This window comes from Pyramidobacter sp. C12-8, from assembly GCF_002007215.1.
GTDB lineage: Bacteria > Synergistota > Synergistia > Synergistales > Dethiosulfovibrionaceae > Pyramidobacter.
The window spans coordinates 14,499-35,518 of the sequence record NZ_MUHX01000016.1 but is presented as its reverse complement, the minus strand read 5'-3'; the positions used below and the strand labels follow the sequence as shown (position 1 = coordinate 35,518).

The following is a 21,020-nucleotide window of genomic DNA, read 5'->3' as shown; positions in this document are numbered from 1 at the left end:
GGCAGCCTCCTAAACGAGCACAAACGTGAGAATCAGGGCGGCCGTGAACACGAACCAGCCCACGTACTCCGTAGCGATGCCGCGGTGCAGCGCCGTCAGGTGGGAATAATAGCCCTTCAGCGCTTCGCGGAATCCCCAGTAGGAAGAGCTGGCCGGGACCGTAAAGACCTCCGCGTCGGGGATGACGTTGCCCGAATAGTAAATTTCGTCCTGGTCAGTCCCCTTCTTGTAATCGCTGCGTCCCATCCGGCGGATGAAAAGCGCCGCTCCCCCCACGAAGAGGAACGCCAGGATCCACGCCCCCGCATCCCAGAAACCGGCGCCGGAGAAAATGCTGCCGAACATCACAAAGCACCTCCCATCACTGCCGCTCCGTAAGAGGCCTTGTCCACCAGAGCCTCCGCCGCCGGGCGCACCAGCGTGTTCACCGTCCACGAGGGGAACAGCGAAAGCACGAGAATCGCCGCCGCCAGCACCACCATGCCGGCGATCATCGACTTCGGCACCTCGCGGACCGCCGCGAACTGAGAGCGCTCGGGACCGAGGAACGCCGTCTGGTAGACCTTGACGAAGGAAGCCAGCGTCAGCACCGACGAGACCAGCGCCACCACCATCAGGAACGGATGGACCGCGTAGACGCTCTCGTAGATCATCCACTTGGAGACAAAACCGTTGAACGGCGGCAGGCCGGAAATAGCGGCCGCGGCGATCAGGAACAGCACGCTCGTGACCGGCATGCGCCGCGCCAAGCCGCCCATTTTGTCGAGATCGCGGCTGCCCGCGACGTAATACAGAGCGCCGGCGCAGAGGAACAGCAATCCCTTGTAAAGAATGTAGTTGATCATGTGATAAAGTCCGCCGGATACCGCCGCCAGGCCGTAATCGTTCATGGCCGTCGCGTCGCCCAAAGCCAGCAGCCCGACGCCGAACGCCGTGAGCATGTACCCCACCTGCGACACCGAGTGATAGCCCATCAGGCGTTTCACTTCGTGCTGCACCACCGCCATGGACACGCCGCCGAACATGGACAGGCAGCCCATGACGATCAGCGCCCAGGGCACCGCCGCCGAACCGATCGCCGTACCGTACAGCGAGAAGCAGAAGCGGCAGAGCACCACGAGCGAAGCCTGGCTGGTCGCCACCAGCATTACCGTCACGGAAGCGGGGGCCTCGGCGTAGGAATCGGGCATCCACATGTGCATCGGGAACGCGCCGCACTTCATGCCCAGCGCGACGAGAATGAAGACCAGCACCACTTTGCTGATCAGGTCGGGCTGCACGGCGCGGCTGAAAGCGGCCATGTTGAGCACGCCGTAACGCCCGTAGATGAACGCCAGCCCGATCAGCACCAGCTGGGCCGCCAGCTGCGACACCAGCATGTACTTGTAGGAAGCCTCGACCGACTCGGGACGGTCGCGCCAGAACGCGATCAGGCCGAAGGACGCCACCGAACTGATCTCGAGAAACACGAAAAAGTTGAACAGGTCGCCGGTCAGGATCATGCCCATCGTGCCGGCCGTCAACAGCAGAAACAGCGCGCTGTAAAACTCGAGCCCGGTGAATTTCTTCACGAATTTCAGGCCGTAGATCGTGCCCGCCAGCTGCGCCAGAGCCGCCGCGCAGGCCGCCAGCGCGTTGAACGCGTCGACTTCGAGGATGATGCGCACGGGAATGGCAAATCCCGAAGGCAACGAGATGTTCCACGAAGGCGCCCCCATCACGTAGATCTGCGTGCCCTGGACGAGCACGCGATGCAGCAGCGCGAAGACAACCAGCGTCACCAGCGCGGAGACGCACGTCACCCAACGGTTGCGCGCCTTGGCGCTCACCGCGGCGAAAAGCGGCGTCGCAAAAGCGGCCAAAAGAGGCAGAGCCAGCGCCAGCGCCGGAAGATGGTTCATCAGCCTCATCCTCTCAGCCTCCTGATCTCGCGCACGTCAAGCGTGCCGTAATGGCGATACAGCATGACGATCAGCGACAGCATCAGCGCCGACGTCGCCAGCGCGATGACGATGGCCGTCAGCGTCAGCGCCTGAGGCGTAGGCAGCACAAAGTTCTCCGTGCCGGCCGGCATCAGGAACTTGACCGGGATATAACCGCCCTCGCGGTACCCCAGCACGATCAGGAACATGTTGGCAGCCGATTCCATCACGTCGATGGCAATGCCGATCTTGATCATGTTCGTCTCCAGCAGGACGCCGAGAAGGCCGATCAAGAAAAGCACGGCCACCACGAAATAAGGCAGATTAGCGCTGATCATGACCAGTCTCCTTTCCCATGCCGTCCTCCTGAACCGTGCCCAGACGAATGGCCCGGAACATCGTCATCAGAATCAGGCTCAGTCCGCCGGCGACTTCGATGCCGACGGCGATATCCATCAGCGCGACCGTGCCGGAAGGCGGCCACCAGGGCTTTACCGCCGCCAGTCGGTCGTGAGCTACCGCAGCCCAGTTCAGCATCATCGTGCCGTCCATCGCCCAGCCCAATCCCATCAGGCCGAAACCGATGAACATGAACAGCCCCAGGAACAGGCAGACTTTGTAAAAATTCTCGTTCAGCCACGCCGAGACGTAAGAGCTGCCCTGGGTGACCAGCATCAGCGCCAGGAACGTCGCGCAGATCGCGCCGCCCTGGAAGCCGCCGCCGGGCGTGATGTCGCCGTGGACGATCACATAGGCGCCGAAAGCCACCATGAACCACGCGTACATGTCGCAGGCCGTGCGCGCGATCACGGAAAGCGGGCGCATGCTCCTGCTCTTCATTGTTTTCTGCCCCCCTTGCGGAACAGCATCATCACCGAGAGAAGCGCCGCAAACAACACCGTCGACTCGCCGATCGTGTCGAAACCGCGGTAGTCGAAGACGATGGACGTGACCACGTTTTCGCACGACAGGTCCGCGCCGGCGCGGTCCAGATAGTGTTCGTCCACCGCGCGTCCTTCAGCCGAAGGCACGCCGAAAGGATGCAGCGACGAAACCGCGCCCATCAGCGCGCCGCCCATCACAATGGCCGCAATGACGAAAAGAATCCGCACGGATTTCATCGGCGTCCGCCTCCGTTTCCGCGATGCACGTAACCGATGCCCGTCAGGGCGATGATGAAGATCGCCGTGTCGAGGGCCGCGCCGATGCCCGCCTGAGCGATCGCCACGTCGGGCGCCTGAAGGATGTAAAACTCAAGCGCCAGCAGCAGACTGAAGGCCCCGGCACAGATCACCGAGCAAAGCAGGTCGCGGAACCAGACCGTGAAAAAGCCGGAAACCAGCAAAAGGATCAGAACTATAAAATGTAGCCAGTCCACGCTTACTCACGCTCCTTTTCCTGCGCCAGCTCGGCGGCTTCCTCTTCAAGCTCTTTTTTGCAGAAGCCGTCGAATTCGTCCACCACGGCAAACCGGGGTTTGATGCCGGAACGGTAGGCCGCGCGCGAAAGCACGTGAGCGCTCGTCGAATTGCCGATCAGCAGCCCGAACAGCGCCATAACGATATGAATGATCAGCACGGCAAACCGCAGCTCGCCGCCGGCGACGATCCTCGCTGCGCAGTAGACGATCACCGCCGCCGCGCAGAAAATCGTCCCCAGCGTGCTGCACTTGGTGGCGCCGTGCATGCGCATGTAGACGTCCTTGAAACGGTACAGCGAGATCACGCCGAGAGAGTTGACCAGCATGCCGAGAAACGCGAAAGGAACGATCAGCACGTACATGATCCAGCTCATGAGCGGCTCCTCCTCTCGATATAACGGGCCAGGAACATGGTCGCCACGAAGGACAGCCCGCCGTACACGATGGACAGGTCCACCAGGAGCACCGAATCGTAAGCGGCCGCCAGCAGGATCATGATCGCAATGACCAGCGAATTCATGGTATCCAGAGCTACGGCGCGGTCGGCGTCCGTCGGCCCCCAGACGATGCGCGCCACCGAGCCGAAGGCCAGCACGCCGAGAACCGCGGCCGCAAAACCAAAGAGCGAACGCGCAAACGTCATTGAGTCAGCCTCCTCGCCCAGGCGCCAAAGCTGCCGTAGATCATTTCCTCCGTCGGGCGCACGTCGGTCACGTTGATCCAATGGACGTACAGATCGCCGTTTTCAGGATCGATATCCACCGTCATGGTCCCCGGCGTCAGCGTGATCGAATCGGCCAGCACCGTCTGCCCCAGCCCGCTTTTCAGTCCCGAAGAGACCTTGACGATGCCGGGCTTCACCCGTCCCGTGACGATCCGCAGCGCCACGTCGATATTTGCCCTGATCAAGGCCCAAAGGAACGGCCCGAAGAAATAACAGATGAACAGCCCCCAGCGTTTCGGGCTCAGGCCTTCCCAGCCGTAGCGCCGTGAACGGTTCTTCCGTCCCAGCGACAGGTACAGGATCGCCGCCACCAGCAGCGCGATCGCGTACTCATAAGCGGGCAGCGCCTCCCCTGACCAGGAAAGAAGCAGATAGGTGATAAACGTAAGCACAAAGACAAACAAATCCCTGTTCCCCCCTCCAGCCAAAATCAACGTGCCGGCGCATGCCGGCCGGCTTTCCAGAAAAAACGCAGCGACGTGCGCCCTTTCAAAAATACCCACGGTCCGATCCGTACCGTCACTCACCAACGCTTGCCGCAACGAGCGCACTGGTAACTTGCGGCGCCTTCCGGCATAAAGAGCCCGCCATAAACGATTTTTCCCTCTTCCTTCTTCCGCGCCATGTCAAAGGGCAGATAACCATAGATGACATCTCTTATTTCTTTTGAGCCGCAGTAAGGACATCTCACCCAACTCACCACACTTTGAACAGAAAAAAACAGAATTACTTATTCATTATACGATAAAATTTACATTGTGCAGAGCTTCGCGAATAAAAATACAATTTTTGTACAATACTCTTTTTTTGTCCGTCATTTCTCAGTATGGTTCCTCAAGATACTCGCAGATATGATGAAATTTTTGCAGATCATAGCATGATGCCATTCATTCGTGCCCTTCATCTCCGGGAATCCACCCGCGCCCGTCTCGGACGGTAAAAATCCAGGCGCCATATTTTCCGCCGCCGTCAGAATTTTCTGTCCGCTCCGGGGCCTCGGACAAGAAAAAGTGGAAGCGGCTTGCAGGACGAAAGCCGCTTCCACCTTTCTTTTGGCGAACCGCCGAAATCGAACGATTCGTCGACGATCAGATGCTATGCATGAAGTTCTCGAGCACGCGCTCGCACACCTCGCGATCGCTGTCGGAAATTTTCAGAGCCAACTTGCGGACGAGCTCTTTCTGGCGCTTGCGGTGTTCCTCGTAATAAGCGCGCCCTCTTTCGGAAAGGAGAATCTTGTAAGAACGGCGGTCGTTTTCGTTCCGGCAGCGTTCCACAAGTCCCATGACCTGAAGGCGGTCGATCATCACGGTCACCGTTCCCGTGGTCAGCTCCATGCGGTCGGCGATGTCCTTCATGCGGATGTCTTCATTGCGCCCGATCACGCAGATCGTACGCAGCTGCGGCGCGGACAGCCGCCCCAGCTTCGCCACCGACGCCTCCCAGCCGTAAAACCTCTCGCAGAACTCCACGAGGGTCGATGTCATCTTCTCCAGTGCTTCATCACTCATCATTTCCATATCCATTCCCTTCCAGCGCTTCAGAATTTTTAAGGCGCAAGCCTCGTGCAGCGATTTTTACGGGCGCTTATTTTAACACATAATTTTTTGATTTTCCACTGTCTCATTTATCCAGCGCCATGAAAATCCTTAAAGTCCTGCTTCTGTTCCATTTTACCTCATTTCATTAGCCATGGAAACTGACAACACGAGAATAAAACTAATAAATTGTCAAGCAGATTTCTCTTTTTGACAAAACAGCGCCGCGTCTGTCGCGGCGCCGCCATACTCTCGCCGGCCACGATCTTATACTAATTCTTGATAGAAAGTATTAACATAGTTTTCCGGGGGGTGCGGGGGAGATTCACAAAGCGAGCTGTGCAGACCGCGTAGTGGTCGAGTATGTCCAAGCGACTGAACTCCCCCGCAGCCCCCTTGCGTTCGGCCTTTTAATTAAGAAATAGTATTACTTTCGCCCGTGGCACAGCGAGCATAAAAAATGTTTCCCAGCAATCAATGTGACCAGCATCCCGGGGACATATCAGCCGCCAGGCGCTCCTTTTTCCGCAAAAATTCGGGTGGCTCGCGTCAGTTTTTCAAGCGACCTTCGTGAGTATTTTTTATTTCCCACAACTGCGCCGAAAGGTTGCGTCCGAGTCGTCCCCTGTCCTCTAACCGGTTTTGCCCCGCTATAATCATGCCCGCCCGTCAATAAAAACGCCCCGGCCTTTCGCAACAGGAAAGACCGGGACGCGTGTATGAGGGGAATGACTGTGCGTGCCTTTTAGTACAGCCAGTTGAGGACGAGCGGCGCCCAGAGGACGAAGACGACGGTCATGAGCACGCAAGGGAACCAGCCCATCTTGATGTACTCCTTCATCTTGAAGCCCGCCGCCGAATAGGCATAAGCGGGAGCAGGCGCGGCCATGGGCGTGGCGAAGCAGATGATCGAACCGACGCCGACGCCGGCGAGCACGAGGCGAGGATCCATGCCCAGCGACACGGCCATCGAGGCGGCGATGGGGCCGAACACGGCCCACACGGCCAGATTGCTCATGAACTGCGTGACGACCATCGAGATGACGGCGAACGCGGTAGCGAGCACGACGGGATTGGTCATCGAGGGGAACATCTGCTGGACGAGCCCAACCATCCACTCGCTGGTGCCGGAAACGTTGATCGCTGTGGCCAGAGGCAGGGTGCCGGCAACGAGGAACACGGTCTGCCAGCTGATCGACTGGAAGGCTTCCTTCTCAGTCAGGTAGCCCTTGCCCATGATGACGGCGGCGAAGAACAGGCTGACGAGGTAAGAAGCGATGATCTTCGTCATGCTGGCGACGACCATCAGGATGACGTTGAGAAAGAAGATCGTGACGATGACCTTTTCTTCCTTGGGCGCATAGCGTGCCGGCTTGGCCGCTTCGGCCACTTCGGCCACCGATTCGCTCTTCAGTTTCTGTCCGCGGCTCGTGAACAGGTAATAGGCGACAAGGATCAGCCACATCGGGAACTTGATGAACGTAAAGTCGAACAAGCCGTAGCGCAGCGGCGAGCCCGTCTGCTCAAGGTAGGAGTTGAACCACATGAAATAAGCGATCGAGCCGCCGATCGGGAACATCTGCACCGAGGCCCAGTTGCACACGTCGGCCGTGGGCTTGAAGAGCTTCTTCGGGTCCATGCCGGTATCCTTGCAGATCTCAAGAAGCAAAGGGCTGAGCAGAGCGATCGTGCCGCCGGCGCTGGTCATCATGCCGATCACGGAGCAAGCGATCAGCACCATCAGCGTGACGCGCACGGAGCTGCCCTGCGCGTTGCGGTTGACGAAGTGCTTGATCTTGTTGGTAAACGTCGTCTTGACGAACGCGCCGCCGATGATGAACAGGCCGTACCACGTGATAATCGTCGTATTGGCGAAACCGGCCCACGCCTGAGCGGGCTTGAGGATGCCGGTGGCCTGGAGGGCGACGGGGACCATCAGAGCCGTGAACGAGATGGGCAGCAGCTCGGCGAAGAAAGAAACGGACATGGCGGCAAGGATCGCCAGCAGCGTTGCGACTTGTGCGGTCATTGTACAAACAGATCCTTTCTATATTAAAGAATGTGATTGAAATCCGACACAGCGCTTATGCCCGGTCAGGCCAGTCCTTGAGCGCGTTGTAGAGGAAACGCCCCTTGATGAAGGCGGAATCTCCGCCCAGAGAGTCGACGATCGCAAACGCAAACGGCAGCGAGGTGCCCGGACCGCGGCTGGTGATCAAATGCCTGTCGTCGTCAAAAGCCACCGTGTCGGTCACGTAATTGGCGTCGGTAAAAAGCGGCTCCATCTTGGGACCGGGATAGGACGTGAGCGTCTTGCCCCTGCTCACGCCGGCGGCAGCCAGCACGGCAGGCGCAGCGCACATGGCGCACATGTACTTGTTCGGATCGCCCGCGTAATATCTCACAAGATCGAGCACGCGCTTATCGGCCTTCATCGTGTCGGCCGCGCCCCAGCCGCCCGGGAGCACCAGAGCGTCGTAATCCTTGTACGGCTCGACGTCCTCTCCCATCACCTTGTCGGCGAGGATGCGCACTTTGTGCTGTCCCGTGATGATCTCGCCCTCGATGCTCACGCCGTCGGTGTCGAAACCGGCGCGGCGCATCACGTCGATGATCTCGCTCACTTCGCCTTCCTCGCAGTTGTTGGCGAGGATGACGCAGACCTTCTTCGTCATTGCCGACGACCTCCTTTTTCAATATTTTCTGGCGAAAAGTATAGCGGTCAAAAATTTGAATTTCAATAAATTTACCGATGACGAAAACCGTTTCAGGAAATGAAAACGCGCCGCGAAAAAGCCTATTCAGAGCGGACGCGGGCACACAGCGAAAAAACAGCCTCGAACAGGATTACCTGCCTGTTCGAGGCTGTTTTCGCGTTTTTTTTCGGCCAATGCCTATTTCGCTTGCGCGGAATTCTTCAGATGCGCGTAACTCTGCGCGATCAGGTCAGCGGCGATCTGCAGCTGATACGGGTGCGACGCCTGATCCTGCTTCGATTTGAACGTGATCACGCAGTCGAGGTAATCGTTTTCGCGCACGAGCGGATTGCCCGTGACGAACCAGATCTTCGGGCGCTTGATGTTCGGATGGATACGGTTCTGACTGTACTTGTAGCCGAAGTAGATGCCGGAATAGCTGAAGATGATCACAAGGTCGTTCTCATCGGCTTTTTCCAGATAGTCGATCTGTTTTGAATAGCGCAGACTGGTGTTGACCAGCTTGCCGAGCATGAGCAGATTGGTCTGCAGGTTGAGCGCCGCGGTCGCCGCCTTGAGCGGACCGAAGACCGAAATTTTATCGAACTTTTCGATGTCGCGCGCCAGCAGCTCGATCATCCTCATGTCCAGACTGTCGCGCGCCAGCGCGATGGCGTCGATGACCGCGCCGATGTATTCCTTCTTCTGCGCGGCAGGCGAAGGGGCGTTCGAGGCGATCTCGAACTTGAGGTCCGTGTTGTTGATGAGGCGGCGCAGATCGGCAAAGTCAGTCAGGCCGATGTCGCGGCAGAAACGCGACACCGACGCGGTCGAAACGTAGCAGTCAGCGGCCAGCTCTTTGATCGACAGATCGCGCAGCTCGCCCATGTGCGTGAGGATGTAGGACGCGATCCGCGCGTTCGTCGCGTCCGACGGATGCTCCACCAGCTCGGCCAGCAGCAAAATCGGCAGTTTTCCGTAAAACACGATGTGCTCTCCCCTCTTCCTTAATCAAAATATCAGCACACAACCGAATCATGATTGTTCTTGATTTTACGCCTTTTCGGACCGCGCGGCGAAAAAGATCCACAGGATGCACAAAAAAGCAGCCGCAGGCGTATTCACGGTTCCCGCGGCTGCTTTTATTCCGATGGAGACTAAAACCCATACAGCTCAGCGGGATTGTCCACAAGCGCCAGCCTGCGCGCTCTCTCCGTGGGGAACCACGTCGCGATCAGCTCGGCCAGCTCAGTTTCGTCAGGCTTGACCTTTTCTGTGACATGCGGCCAGTCGCTGCCCCAGACGACGCGCTCGGGCGCGAACCCGGCCAGCTCAACGGCCGTGGCGGTAGCGTCGTTCCAGGGGCGGCCAGCGACGGTGTTCAGATAAGCGCCGGACAGTTTGACCCACGTGGCGCCGCGATCGATCATTTCGCAGATAAATCGATACGCGGGATCCTTGACGCCGAGAGCGGGGTCGAGACGACCCATGTGGTCGATGACCACTTTGCCTTTCAGCTTGCGGATCACGTCGGCATGCTCGAGGTACTGTTTCGCGCTCATGTGCAGCTGCATGTTCCAGCCCATGTCAGCGCAGCGTTCCGACAGCGGCGGACAGTCGTCGAACGAGACGACGGCGTTCTTGGGGTTCCACACGGAAAAGCGCAGTCCCTTGACGCCGCCGGCGTTGAGGCGTTCGAGCTCCGCGTCGGCGACAGAATGATTCACCACGGCGATGCCGACGGCGTCTTTCGCCCCGAATTTCTCGATCGCGTCGAGCAGACACGCGTTATCGGTGCCGAAGGGCTTGGCCTGGACGAAGACGGCACGGGGCAGCTTCAGCGCCGCGGCGACCGCCTTGTACTCCTCCACGGTGCCGCGCTGGGCCTCGGCCTTGCCGTCGTTGGGGAAGGCGGGGTCAATGATGTGCAGATGGGAATTGCACGCGTTTTCGGGCATGGCAAACGAGAAGGGGTGTTCTGAGCTGTTCATGGGGCAGCGCTCCTTTAACAAAATTTGTTACATTTTATTAAAGAAAGGCCGCTGTTGAAAAGCAAAACATATCTCCCCTCGTGCAAAATTTTCTTGCACCGCGGAAAGCGTTTTCGTTGAACTTTTCGCTGCTTACCATTAAGCTGTTTCCAGAATATTTTGCCTCTTGGCAACCAAAAGATGCCCCCATATAAAATTTATGTGCTTTTCTCTCATCTTCAATCGTGATAAATTTTGACTATCAATAAAGAGTCATTATCAGACGATCAGCGCGTGCTGCTTCTTAATCAATCGATCTAAAAATATGAAATGAAAGGAACGCCATCATAATGGGAAAGACTTGCATCGTAAAAATCATGGAGCGCGCGGCGGGCCGCCCGGTCCGGGTGGGCGAACGCGTCTGGTGCCGTGTGGACCTGGCGTCCGCCCGTGATTTCGGCGGCGCCAACTGCGTGCTCCAGTTTGAAAAGGAGATGGGCAAGGACGCCAAAGTCTGGGATCCGGACAAAGTCGCTTATACGTTCGACCTGCAGGCGCCGGCTCATTCAGAAAAGGTCGCCAACAATCAGAAGATCATCCGCGAGTTCGCCAAGCGACAAGGCATTCGACATCTTTTCGACGTGAATCACGGCGTCGGCCAACACGTCATGCTCGAAGCGGGCCTGATCAAGCCCGGCGACGTCGTGCTCGGCACCGACAGCCACATGAACCTGCTGGGCGGCGTCGGCGCTTTCGCGACCGGCGTCGGCAATTCGGACGTCGCCGCCTCCTACATCAACGGCACGGCATGGTTCAGAGTGCCCGAGACCATGAAGATCGAAGTGACCGGCTCGTTCCCAAGGGGCGTATGCATGCGTGACCTGCTGACGAGAATCGTCGGCGACCTCGGCGCCAACGGCATGGACTACCTCGCCGTCGAATTTACCGGCGAAACCATCGACAACGCCACGCTGGCCGAGCGCATCACCCTCTGCTCCATGGTCACGGAGATGAGCGGAAAAGTGCCTTTGATCATGCCCAGCGGCGAAGTGCTCGAATGGCTGGTCGAACGCGCCGGACGGGAAGTCGTCGAACGCGTCAAAACTCTTTCCGCCGATCCCGACGCCGAGTACTGCCAGGCGCTTCGCTACGACGTCAGCGCTTTGGAGCCGCTGGTCTCGTGCCCCGACGCTCCCGACAACGTCAAACCGGTCCGCGAAGTGGCCGGCGCCCATATCGACCAGGTGCATATCGGTTCCTGCTCCAACGGCCGCTACGAGGACATGAAAGCCGCCTACGACGTGCTGATGGCCGGCGGCGGCGCCGTCGATCCCGGAACGCGCGTGATCATCACGCCGAGCACCACGGAAGTGCAGCTCGAGTGCATCAAAAACGGGCTGGCCGCAGCCTTCCTCGAAGCCGGGATCGTCTTCACCAATCCCACCTGCGCCCTCTGCACCGCCGAACACTACGGCGCAATGCCCTCGGGCGACGTGGGCATCGCCACCAACAACCGCAATTTTATCGGCAAAGTCGGCAAAGGCAGCCACACCTACCTGACCAGCCCCATGACCGCCATGGCCAGCGCCGTCCGCGGCCGCATCACCGACCCCCGCGACATTCTCGGACAGGAGGAATGAACATGAGCAAACTGACCGGACGCGCCTGGGTTTTCGACGACAACGTCGACACCGACCTGATCTATCACAATAAATACCTGGCCGAGACCGACCCCAAGCAGATGCCCCAGTACGCCTTCGAATACTATCCCGGGCAGGAGAACTTCGCCAAAGAGGCAAGCCCGGGCGACTTCGTCGTCGCCGGCAAGAACTTCGGCTGCGGATCCAGCCGCGAGCACGCCGTCTATTGCCTCGAATACGCGGGAATCCCCTGCGTCCTCGCCGAAACCTGCTCGCGCATTTACTACCGCAACGCCATCAACAACGGCTATCCCGTGCTGTTCGTCAAAGGATTGTCCGACGCCATCCACAACGGCCGAATCAAAAACGGCGATCAGCTGGAAGTCGACCTCGACACCGGTTCGATCCGTGATCTGACCAGCAACCAGGAATTTCACGGTGACGCCGTCAGCGACCTCGAGCACGAGATCATGGAAGCGGGGGGATTGTTTGGGTATATGAAGAAGCAGGGGAAACATTGAAGAGTTAAAGACGCGCTTGATTAATGACATTTTCTCAAAGAGTTCATTTTACAGAGAACAATTCACAAGGATGATTCATATCATAATAGAAAATCGCTTTAATTTTCTGCGTCGTTTCATATTTTTTACGCTTGCGCTTTCAGATTTTCATGAACAAATCTGTTTCGCTCTTTAACTAGCGCATCCGCTCTAAAATGAGCCCATAATCTAACTGCAAAGGGAGAACAAAACAAGGACAGTGCCTGCTCAAAGAGGAGGAATTTTATGACGTGTATCGAAAAAATGTATGACATTTTAAATACAATTCATTTTGACGTCATACCTGCAGAAGTAAAATCAAAAGCTAAACTACTCTTAAGTGATTATTTGGGGGTTCTGATTGCCGGCTCACAAAAGACGGAAGCTCAACAACTTTTAGCGGCGTTACAAGGGAAAATACAATATCCTGAGGTTTTAGCTTGTTGGCTTGGTACAGTTTCTCGTTTATTAGATTTTGACGATGGACATCGTTATGCTATGGGACATCCAGGGGTTGTCGTTCAGTCTGCGACATTAGCGTGTGCTTATATAGCGCAACAAATTGATGGGAGCAAATACATTGAGGCTCTTGTACGTGGATATGAAATGTATTGTTACCTAGGACGCAGTGTTAATCCTTCAGCCTATACCAAGCGAGGCTTTGACTCCACCGCGATTAGCGGTGCATCAGCTGCTGCCGTTGTCGCTGCGCATATTCTGGATTTAGATAGTCAGAAGACAAAAAATGCAATTGCCCTTGCAGCAACTTTATGCGGTGGGTTAAATCAAGCTGCGATCGACGGCTCATCTCAAAAATATATCCTAGCGGGCTGGGCAGCACAGTTGGGTATCACTGCTGCACAAATGGCCCAAGCCGGAATTGATGGCCCAAGTCACGCATTAGAAGGGGAATTGGGGTTCTGCAATGCTTTTTCTCCCGAACCTAATTTCAATGTACTAAATAATCCTCAGTTAAGAAATGACATTCTACGCGTTTATACTAAGAAATTTTCTTGTGTGCGCAGGATCCATACCCAACTTGATTTACTTGAATCAATTCTTCATGACAATGATTTGACCGAAAAAGATATCGAGCGAATCACGGTATATGGCGGAGAATTTCTTCAACCGGCTGGCTTTTATGATCCTCAAAACCTCGCACAGGCACAAACTTGTATTCCCTATAATCTTGCCTTGCTTTTGCATTATGGACATGTCACTGAAGATGATGTTCGTTCAAATATTGGTAATACAATGATTTCGACCCTAGCAAAAAAAGTGACCGTAGAATTAGATCAAGAGTTTATCCTTCTTTCCCAAAAGGATAAAAGTCTATGGGGTGCTGCCAAGCTTTCAGTTATAACTCATACTGGGCGTACCTTTAGAGCAGAAGAGATTTACCCTAAGGGAGAATTCGAAAATCCGTTTACTGAAGATGATACCAAATCAAAATTTGATATCCTAGTGACTCCCGTATACGGGGTTGATCCCACTCAGGAATTATGGACATTTATCAGCAATATTGACAAGCAATGTCCTATTGATTTTTCAAAACTCCATATTTTAGACCAGACCATTAATGAGGAGTTAGTAAAGTGATGGATAATAAATTTGATATACTTTTAAAAAATGGACGAATTATTGATCCATCTCAAAACATTGACATGATCGGAGATATTGCCGTCAACAAAAAAAAGATAGCTTACCTGGGAGCACCGACACAAGCAAGTGCTAAAAAAACTTATGACATGTCAGGTTATATTATTTGTCCTGGTTTGATTGACATCCACACTCATATTAATTATCGCGGGCAAGCAAATGGGATGCCTGTCGATCTTGCCGATATACCCTATGAAGTCACCTATGCATTCGATGCCGGCAGCACAGGTATATCAGCCTACAAGGCTCTTTTGCAGATGCTTGCAAACTACGACACTCGTTCAAAGATCGCACTGAACGTCAGCCCCATTGGGTTAATCATGACAACCAAGGTCAATGAACCAGTTGATCCAGCATTGTGGGATATGGACGCATTTGAAGAAGCGATAGAATATGGTCAAGACCGAATCTGGGGTTTCAAGATTCGTATTAGTAAAAACATTATCGGAGAGCAGGGATTATACCCTCTAGAAAAAACTATTGAACTCGCGGAACATTATGGGAAAAAAGTTATGATCCATGCAACCAATCCCCCTGAAGAAATGGGAACTGTCGCAGAGCTTCTGCGTCCTGGTGACATTCTTAGTCATATTTTCCATGGTACAGGACTACATTTGTATGCTACAGGTTCTATTGATAGAAAGATACGGGACTCACAAGATCGAGGAGTCATCATAGACGTATCGCCAGGTCAAGGTAATTTCTCGCTAGCGGTTGCTAAGCGTGCCATTGAGGACAAATTTTATCCTAACACACTCAGCACTGATTTAAACGCTAGTAACTGGAACAACCCTATGGTTTTCAGCCTTACTGCAGTCATGTCAAAATTTATGGCTCTCGGCATGTCTCTGAACGATGTTATTCGCACCACAACTGTTACAGCTGCAAAAGCAATGCAAGAAGTTGACCTTGGTACACTCAAACTTGGTACGACAGCTGATATCACAGCCCTTAAAATTATTCAAAAGAATGTTCTTTTCTTCGACAAATTTAACAATACACTTTATGGGGATCAAATTCTATCTGCTGTAATGACCATCGTAAATGGAAAGATTTTATACCAGTCCACAGAGACTCTGTGACCTGAGGTCCTAGCATGACTGGACTCGTACAACGGTTAGCAGATTTCCTCGTGGAACTACATTATAAAAACATTCCCAATAAGACGCTTGACTCAGCCAAACAGTGTATCCTCGATTCAACGGGCAATATGCTCTATGGTTGCTGCACCGCCGTCGGCGAAAAAGCAAAAGCACATATCAAGGCTTTTCCCGGCGACGCAAAAGGATCACTCGTCTTTGTTCCCGGAGGGGATTCTTTTCCCGCCGACGATGCCGCTTTCATCTCTACATTGATGGCGCGGTCGTCGGACTTAGACGATGGTCACCGTGTTGCTATGGGGCATCCCAGCAGTTTCCTCATTCCCGCCGTGATGACTTATGGTCAGGTTATGAACGCGAACGGCAAAGAGATGCTTACAGCCGTTATCGCCGGATATGAAACGTACATCCGGATCGGGGAAACAATCAACCCTTCTTCGTACCGTGAGCGCGGTTTTGAATCAACCAGCGTCACCGGTTCCGTAGCGTGTACAGCCGCGCTTGGTAAACTTTACAATCTTGATGCAGCCCAGATGAAGGACGCTCTTGGTCTCGCAGCAACATTCACAGGAGAGCTCATCGAATACCAAAATGATGGATCCATGGGGAAGGTGCTCAGCGGCGCTTGGGCGATCAGAAACGCCAAGATGTCTCTACAACTGGCGCTCAGCGGCTTTACGGGCCCGGAAGCGATATTCGAAGGGAAAAAAGGTTTCGCTCAGGCATTCTCCAACCATCCCAAACCGGAAAAAGCCGTAGCGGAGCTTGGCTCCGTCTTCAAAATCTCCGAAATCTACTTCAAAGCTCACGCCTGTATGCGCGGCCTCCACTGCGCTATCGACGCCGTTCTCGATCTGCGAGAAAGATTCCATTTGACTCCCGAGAACATAGATTCAATCATCGTCTACACCACGCCTTTTGTGGGGCGTTTGTCAAAACCCTGTCCTCGGACGGAGATTTCGGCACAGAACAGCCTCGAATTCACCATGGCTGTGGCGTTGAAAAATGGACACATCGCCAGCGAACGCGTACTGGCAGCTGCCATGAAACAATCTGACGTTTTTGCAACAGCTCAGAAAATAAAGCTCGTCATGGACCCAGAGGTCAGCGCCTTTGTGCAGGCTCATCCCAGCTGTTGGGGCTCAGTCCGGGTATCCGTGGGAACAAAGGACGGGCAAACACACGAGACGTTCGTCTCCTTGCCGCGGGGAGAAGCGGAGAACCCCTTCTCGTGGGAAGAACTGAAACAAAAATTCTGCCGAATGACGGAGAACACGCCTTACCAGCCTTACGCTTCGGAACTTGCTGAAAGGCTCGCCCATTTTGAAGAACTCTCAGCGCCTGGAAATCTTTATCATCCTTGGAACGAGAGCCGCATCACGCACAATCGACGCAGTTCTCACAAGAAAGGCCGATGAAAGAAATGTACCTCACCGAGAAATTCGCACGTTTTATTGCCGAAACAAACTATGAATCGCTTCCGGAAAGCGTCGTCTATCTGGCCAAGGAACGGATCATGGACACTCTCGGCGCTGCGGTCGCCGGGAGCATCAACTGGGATTATCGCGAACAGATCAAATTAGCCTGCAGGCATCTGGGAATCGGGAACTGCGGCGTCATCGGTTCAAATGAAAAAGTTTTTCCCGCCGCCCACGCCGCCATGATCGACGCGACGTACGCCCACGCCGTCGAGCTCGACGACGGACACAAAAACGCCGGCTGCCACGCCGGGGCAGTCATTGTTCCTACGGCGCTCGTGATGGGGAATGCGCTCGGGCGGACAGGCAAAGAGATCGTTGCCGCCGTGGCGATCGGGTATGAAATAACTTACCGTATCGCCGCCCACGTCAACCCGGCGCAGATCAACAAGGGATTCCACCCTTCGAGCAACTGCGGCGCCTATGGGGCCATGGCCGCGGCCGGCAAACTTCTCGCGCTCGACGCGAAACAGCTTGCCAACGGTCTTGGCCAGGCGGGGATGCTCGCCAGCGGCACGATGGAAGCGACGAAGTCGGGGCAGCGTTCGAAATGCGTGCAGGTCGGCAACGCCGCCTACAACGGCATCATGGCCGCCTATATCGCCCAGACCGGCATGGAGGGGTGTCTTTCAGCGCTGGAAGGTCCGAACGGCCTGTTCAACACTCAGTCGGAAAACGTCGATGTTGAAGCGGTCTGTCAAGGTCTCGGCACGGTCTGGTCGATCGGCGACACCTACAACAAGATGTATCCTTCCTGCCGCCATGCTCAGCCCGGCATTGAAGCGGTCCTCGACCTGGCGTCGGAAAATAATATCACTCCGGCACAGGTGGAAAGCATCTGGATCGGCACGCACAAAGTCGCCTATGAGCTGACAGGCACCATCACGGCGCCGCAAAATTCCGGCGAGGCCAAATTCAGCCTTGCTTACGGTTCTGCCGTGGCGCTTCGCGACCGCCGGTTCGGCGTTGTCGACCTGACGCCCCAGCACTACCGGGATCCGGAGCTTCTCGCTTTGGCCCGGAAAGTTACCTGCGTGATCGACCCCGACGTGCAGTCCGCGTTCCCCAAAAAGCGCGGGGCCAAGGTGAAGATCACGCTGAAAGACGGACGCGTTTTCGAAAAAGAGCTTTACGACCTGAAGGGCTCGCCCGGCAATCCCGTCGGCTGGAATGAACTGGAAGGCAAGTTCCGTTCGAATGCCGCTGCCGCACTGTCTGAAGAAAAGATCGGCGCGATCCTCTCTTTCATCGGCGCGTTCGAAAAACAGAACTCCGTGGAACCGCTCATGAATTTGCTGAACGAGGCTCCCGCTTAACGACTTATTTCTCAAACCCGGCGCAGTTTCTTTTTATCACTTCGATCAACTCACGCCCGTATTCCGGCAGGATTTTTCCCTCTTGAGTCACCAGAACCATATGGTTCAGCGCCTCGACGCCCTTGACGGGGAATACGTTCAGATGACGTTCGGGATCCGCCCGATTCATGCGCCGGATCAGCGGGATGTACATGGACCAACAGAAACTGGCGGCGTAGTCGCGGGCGGACATCATGAAATGCAGATCCAGCTGGGTCAGTTCCATGACGCAGTTCAGATGAAGGTTATGGGCCTGCAGATAAGAGTCCAGCATGATACGGCTGTTGAAGCTCTTACGGTTGAGGATAAAGGGAACGTGCTGGAACATCTTCAGATCGGCGCCTTCCGCCGCGAAGAGTTCCCGGCATTCCGGATACCGCTCCGGAAAGTACTGTTCAAGCATGTTGTCCGAAATGACCAGATAGATCCTTTCGTCCAGCAGCGGCTGAACGGTGAGCTGGCTGCGATTCACGAAGCTCTTGTTCATCAGCACGATGTCGAGCTCATTTTTGAGAACGCTTTCGGTCAACTGTTCGGAAGTGGCGTAACTGACCTCGAGAAGCACGTCGGGATAGATCTTTTTGAACTGCGACAGCAGATCGGGGAACAGGATCCGATAGCGTCCCTCGGTCGTTCCCAGACGAATGATTCCCCTTCTGGACTGACGGATGTCGTCGAGCTGGCTTTCCAGGTTCCTCTCGAGAAACTGGACTTGGCGCAGCATGTTCAGCATGGCTTCGCCGGCTACCGTCAATTTCAGCCTGGGAGAGCGTTCGAAAAACGTGACGCGGTATTCCTGCTCGAGGTTTTTCAGGTATTTGCTCAGACACTGATGGGAAATAAACAGCCGTTCCGCGGCGCGGGAGATGTTCTTCTCCTCGGCAAGAGTGATGAAATAGTTGTAATTGTTCAGCACGACGCTTCACCTCGCAAATAAAATTTGCACATTTCCACAAACATTCTATCTCAAAAATTGCGGATAAGAAAGGAAGTTTTACGATGGCCGACTACAAGCCCAACAGGAAAATTCCCTGCGTCTATATGCGCGGAGGCACGAGCAAGGCGGTGTTCTTTCGCGACGAGGACCTGCCGCAGGACGTGGCGGAACGCGACAAGGTGATTCTTTCCGCCTTCGGTTCGCCGGATCGCCGCCAGATCGACGGCATGGGCGGCGCCAACACGTCCACCAGCAAGGTCGCCGTGATCAAGAAGAGCAGCCGTCCCGGCATCGACGTGGATTACTCGTTCGGCCAGGTCGACGTGACGGCGCCGATCGTCGGCAAGACCATGAACTGCGGCAACATCTCATCCGCCGTCGGGCCGTACGCCATCGACGAAGGCCTGGTGAAAGCCGTCGAGCCCATGACGGAAGTTCACATCTTCAACACCAACACGCAGAAGGAAATCGTCGCCCAGGTTCCCGTCAAAGACGGCCGCGCCGTCACCGAAGGAGATTTCGCCATCGACGGCGTTCCCGGCACGGCCGCAAAAGTCACGCTCAAGTTCGTGGCGCCTCAGGGAGCGGCCTCCGGCAAGCTGCTGCCGACCGGGCATGTCAAAGACTCCATCACTGTCGACGGCACGACCTACGAGTACAGCTTCGTCGACGCCGCCAATCCCGTGATCTTCGTCCATCCAGAGGATTTCGGCGTCTCCGGCACCGAGATTCCGGCGGAGTTCAACGCTTTGCCGAACTGCCAGGAAATCTGCCGCGTCCTCGAGATCATCCGCGGCACCGGCGCCATCACGCTGGGCTTCGCCAAAGATCTCGAAGACGCCAGAAAGAACAGCCAGACGCTGCCCAAGATCGCTTTCGTACGCCGGCCCGTCGACTACACGGCCGGCAGCGGCAAGCCCATCTCCGCCGAAGATATCGACCTGGTCGGACGTTTATTCTCGGTCAACATGAAGATGATCGACGCTTACATGGGCACCGGCGCGATCTGCACCATCACCGCCGCCAACACTCCCGGCACGATCGTCAACGAGATCGTCTGCGGCCGCGGCAAGCGCCCCGACAATCACGCCGCGCACATCCGCATCGGCCATCCCTGGGGCGTCATGGATGCCTACGCCGATCTGAAAGACAACTCCGACGGCACTCATACCGTGCTGAGCGGCAATCTCGATCGCACGGCGCGCCGCATCATGGAAGGCTGGGTCTACGTCCGCGACTAAGTCCGTTCGAAGCAGTATGCTGTGCTATCCCCAAGATCGCCGTTGCTTTTGTACTGCTAAAGCAACGGCGATCTTCACAGTATTAGTATTTGTAAGCGAATAATTATTGTCTATAATGTTTTTCATGAGAGCTACCATTAGAGGAGGCTTAACTATGAACACTGTTATTCAGAACATACTTTCGCGTCGCAGTATACGCAACTATTCAGATACACCGGTTGAATTAGAACTTCTCCGAACGATTATCGACTGTGGCTTACATGCGCCAACTGGGCATAATACACAAAGGGTAAGGCTGTTTGTGCAGACAAAACATGAGTCTTTAGCAAGAATTAATGCTGTCATACAGCGCGAACTACTCACACATAAATTGACAGAGAATGATATCATGGATTTTTCGGTCGCACGTGCAAAGGCACCTCATTACCATTTTATCTATCATGCACCGGTACTAATCTCTGCCGTAGCCCCTCGAGACAGGACAAATGGAATGGCTGAATGTGCGGCAGCTGTCGAAAACATGCTACTGGCTGCACATTCATTGGGACTTGGCGCATGTTGGATCAACCAACCACATTGGTTCACTGATGTGCCGGCTCTCCGTGCGCTTTTTGTGCCACTGGGACTTACGGATGATGAAGTAATCCTCGCCTCGCTGTGCGTAGGACATACGAACATAGATAATCCGCCGGTTCCATCACGCAAAGATGGCCGCATCCAGAGTGACATTTCGTTGTAAATTTTACAATAATAATTTTTAGAGCGAACCTTTTCGAGAATACTCGTCCGTTGAACAAAGCC

General features: G+C 55.2%; 23 protein-coding genes. 8 read left to right on the top strand and 15 right to left on the bottom strand.

What is annotated here, in order from left to right; all coding sequences use genetic code 11:
• Positions 1 to 9: 9 nt before the first annotated feature.
• From B0D78_RS07440 to B0D78_RS07375, 14 genes are all read right to left on the bottom strand, one after another.
• Positions 10 to 345: a hydrogenase gene (locus B0D78_RS07440; RefSeq protein ID WP_078016344.1), complete on the bottom strand. Its 336-nt coding sequence runs from the start codon at positions 343 to 345 to the stop codon at positions 10 to 12.
• On the bottom strand, positions 345 to 1,910 hold the full coding sequence (locus B0D78_RS07435; protein ID WP_078016343.1) for a proton-conducting transporter transmembrane domain-containing protein: 1,566 nt from the start codon (positions 1,908 to 1,910) through the stop codon (positions 345 to 347). The genes B0D78_RS07440 and B0D78_RS07435 overlap by 1 nt, the downstream gene beginning before the upstream one ends.
• The gene (locus B0D78_RS07430; RefSeq protein WP_009164176.1) at positions 1,907 to 2,260 is read right to left on the bottom strand and encodes a sodium:proton antiporter; all 354 of its coding nucleotides are present in this window, start codon (positions 2,258 to 2,260) and stop codon (positions 1,907 to 1,909) included. Before B0D78_RS07430 ends, B0D78_RS07435 begins: the two co-directional genes overlap by 4 nt.
• Entirely contained in the window at positions 2,247 to 2,762 is a 516-nt protein-coding gene (locus tag B0D78_RS07425) for an MnhB domain-containing protein (RefSeq protein WP_078016342.1), read from the bottom strand. Before B0D78_RS07425 ends, B0D78_RS07430 begins: the two co-directional genes overlap by 14 nt.
• A complete protein-coding gene (gene mbhE / locus B0D78_RS07420) occupies positions 2,759 to 3,043 on the bottom strand; it encodes a hydrogen gas-evolving membrane-bound hydrogenase subunit E (RefSeq protein ID WP_078016341.1) in 285 nt (94 codons plus the stop codon). The genes B0D78_RS07425 and mbhE overlap by 4 nt, the downstream gene beginning before the upstream one ends.
• Positions 3,040 to 3,300: a hydrogenase subunit MbhD domain-containing protein gene (locus tag B0D78_RS07415; protein WP_078016340.1), complete on the bottom strand. Its 261-nt coding sequence runs from the start codon at positions 3,298 to 3,300 to the stop codon at positions 3,040 to 3,042. Before B0D78_RS07415 ends, mbhE begins: the two co-directional genes overlap by 4 nt.
• Before the next feature lie 2 nt (positions 3,301 to 3,302).
• On the bottom strand, positions 3,303 to 3,716 hold the full coding sequence (mnhG, locus tag B0D78_RS07410) for a monovalent cation/H(+) antiporter subunit G (RefSeq protein ID WP_078016339.1): 414 nt from the start codon (positions 3,714 to 3,716) through the stop codon (positions 3,303 to 3,305).
• Positions 3,713 to 3,985: a monovalent cation/H+ antiporter complex subunit F gene (locus tag B0D78_RS07405; protein WP_009164171.1), complete on the bottom strand. Its 273-nt coding sequence runs from the start codon at positions 3,983 to 3,985 to the stop codon at positions 3,713 to 3,715. The genes mnhG and B0D78_RS07405 overlap by 4 nt, the downstream gene beginning before the upstream one ends.
• Positions 3,982 to 4,458 (bottom strand): Na+/H+ antiporter subunit E, encoded by a 477-nt coding sequence (locus B0D78_RS07400; protein ID WP_240496143.1) that lies wholly within the window; start codon positions 4,456 to 4,458, stop codon positions 3,982 to 3,984. The genes B0D78_RS07405 and B0D78_RS07400 overlap by 4 nt, the downstream gene beginning before the upstream one ends.
• A gap of 696 nt (positions 4,459 to 5,154) precedes the next feature.
• Entirely contained in the window at positions 5,155 to 5,586 is a 432-nt protein-coding gene (locus tag B0D78_RS07395; protein WP_199674723.1) for a MarR family winged helix-turn-helix transcriptional regulator, read from the bottom strand.
• Positions 5,587 to 6,349: 763 nt separating this feature from the next.
• Positions 6,350 to 7,633, bottom strand: coding sequence for an SLC13 family permease (locus B0D78_RS07390; RefSeq protein ID WP_078016337.1), 1,284 nt, complete (start codon positions 7,631 to 7,633; stop codon positions 6,350 to 6,352).
• A gap of 55 nt (positions 7,634 to 7,688) precedes the next feature.
• Positions 7,689 to 8,279, bottom strand: coding sequence for a DJ-1/PfpI family protein (locus tag B0D78_RS07385; RefSeq protein WP_078016336.1), 591 nt, complete (start codon positions 8,277 to 8,279; stop codon positions 7,689 to 7,691).
• Positions 8,280 to 8,498: 219 nt separating this feature from the next.
• Positions 8,499 to 9,287 (bottom strand): MurR/RpiR family transcriptional regulator, encoded by a 789-nt coding sequence (locus tag B0D78_RS07380; protein ID WP_078016335.1) that lies wholly within the window; start codon positions 9,285 to 9,287, stop codon positions 8,499 to 8,501.
• 170 nt (positions 9,288 to 9,457) lie between these two features.
• Positions 9,458 to 10,291: an amidohydrolase family protein gene (locus B0D78_RS07375; RefSeq protein ID WP_078016334.1), complete on the bottom strand. Its 834-nt coding sequence runs from the start codon at positions 10,289 to 10,291 to the stop codon at positions 9,458 to 9,460.
• Positions 10,292 to 10,620: 329 nt separating this feature from the next.
• Here B0D78_RS07375 and B0D78_RS07370 point away from each other — a divergent pair, with 329 nt between their 5' ends.
• From B0D78_RS07370 to B0D78_RS07345, 6 genes are all read left to right on the top strand, one after another.
• On the top strand, positions 10,621 to 11,910 hold the full coding sequence (locus B0D78_RS07370; protein ID WP_078016333.1) for a 3-isopropylmalate dehydratase large subunit: 1,290 nt from the start codon (positions 10,621 to 10,623) through the stop codon (positions 11,908 to 11,910).
• A 2-nt stretch (positions 11,911 to 11,912) separates the two neighbouring features.
• A complete protein-coding gene (locus B0D78_RS07365) occupies positions 11,913 to 12,431 on the top strand; it encodes a LeuD/DmdB family oxidoreductase small subunit (protein WP_240496141.1) in 519 nt (172 codons plus the stop codon).
• Between the two features lie 264 nt (positions 12,432 to 12,695).
• A complete protein-coding gene (locus tag B0D78_RS07360; protein ID WP_078016331.1) occupies positions 12,696 to 14,048 on the top strand; it encodes an MmgE/PrpD family protein in 1,353 nt (450 codons plus the stop codon).
• Positions 14,048 to 15,190 carry an amidohydrolase family protein gene (locus tag B0D78_RS07355; protein WP_078016330.1) on the top strand — a complete coding sequence of 381 codons (1,143 nt, stop codon included), beginning with the start codon at positions 14,048 to 14,050 and terminating at the stop codon, positions 15,188 to 15,190. Before B0D78_RS07360 ends, B0D78_RS07355 begins: the two co-directional genes overlap by 1 nt.
• A gap of 14 nt (positions 15,191 to 15,204) precedes the next feature.
• Complete coding sequence (locus B0D78_RS07350; protein WP_078016329.1) at positions 15,205 to 16,626, top strand: MmgE/PrpD family protein; 1,422 nt, start codon at positions 15,205 to 15,207, stop codon at positions 16,624 to 16,626.
• Positions 16,623 to 18,002, top strand: a complete 1,380-nt coding sequence (locus tag B0D78_RS07345) for an MmgE/PrpD family protein (RefSeq protein ID WP_078016328.1) — start codon at positions 16,623 to 16,625, stop codon at positions 18,000 to 18,002. Before B0D78_RS07350 ends, B0D78_RS07345 begins: the two co-directional genes overlap by 4 nt.
• Before the next feature lie 4 nt (positions 18,003 to 18,006).
• Here B0D78_RS07345 and B0D78_RS07340 read toward each other — a convergent pair whose 3' ends face one another.
• Positions 18,007 to 18,957, bottom strand: coding sequence for a LysR family transcriptional regulator (locus B0D78_RS07340; RefSeq protein ID WP_078016327.1), 951 nt, complete (start codon positions 18,955 to 18,957; stop codon positions 18,007 to 18,009).
• A gap of 83 nt (positions 18,958 to 19,040) precedes the next feature.
• Between B0D78_RS07340 and B0D78_RS07335 the strand changes: the two genes are divergently transcribed.
• Positions 19,041 to 20,219, top strand: coding sequence for a 2-methylaconitate cis-trans isomerase PrpF family protein (locus tag B0D78_RS07335; RefSeq protein WP_078016326.1), 1,179 nt, complete (start codon positions 19,041 to 19,043; stop codon positions 20,217 to 20,219).
• Between the two features lie 154 nt (positions 20,220 to 20,373).
• Positions 20,374 to 20,958: a nitroreductase family protein gene (locus B0D78_RS07330; RefSeq protein WP_168170050.1), complete on the top strand. Its 585-nt coding sequence runs from the start codon at positions 20,374 to 20,376 to the stop codon at positions 20,956 to 20,958.
• The last annotated feature ends 62 nt before the right edge of the window (positions 20,959 to 21,020 follow it).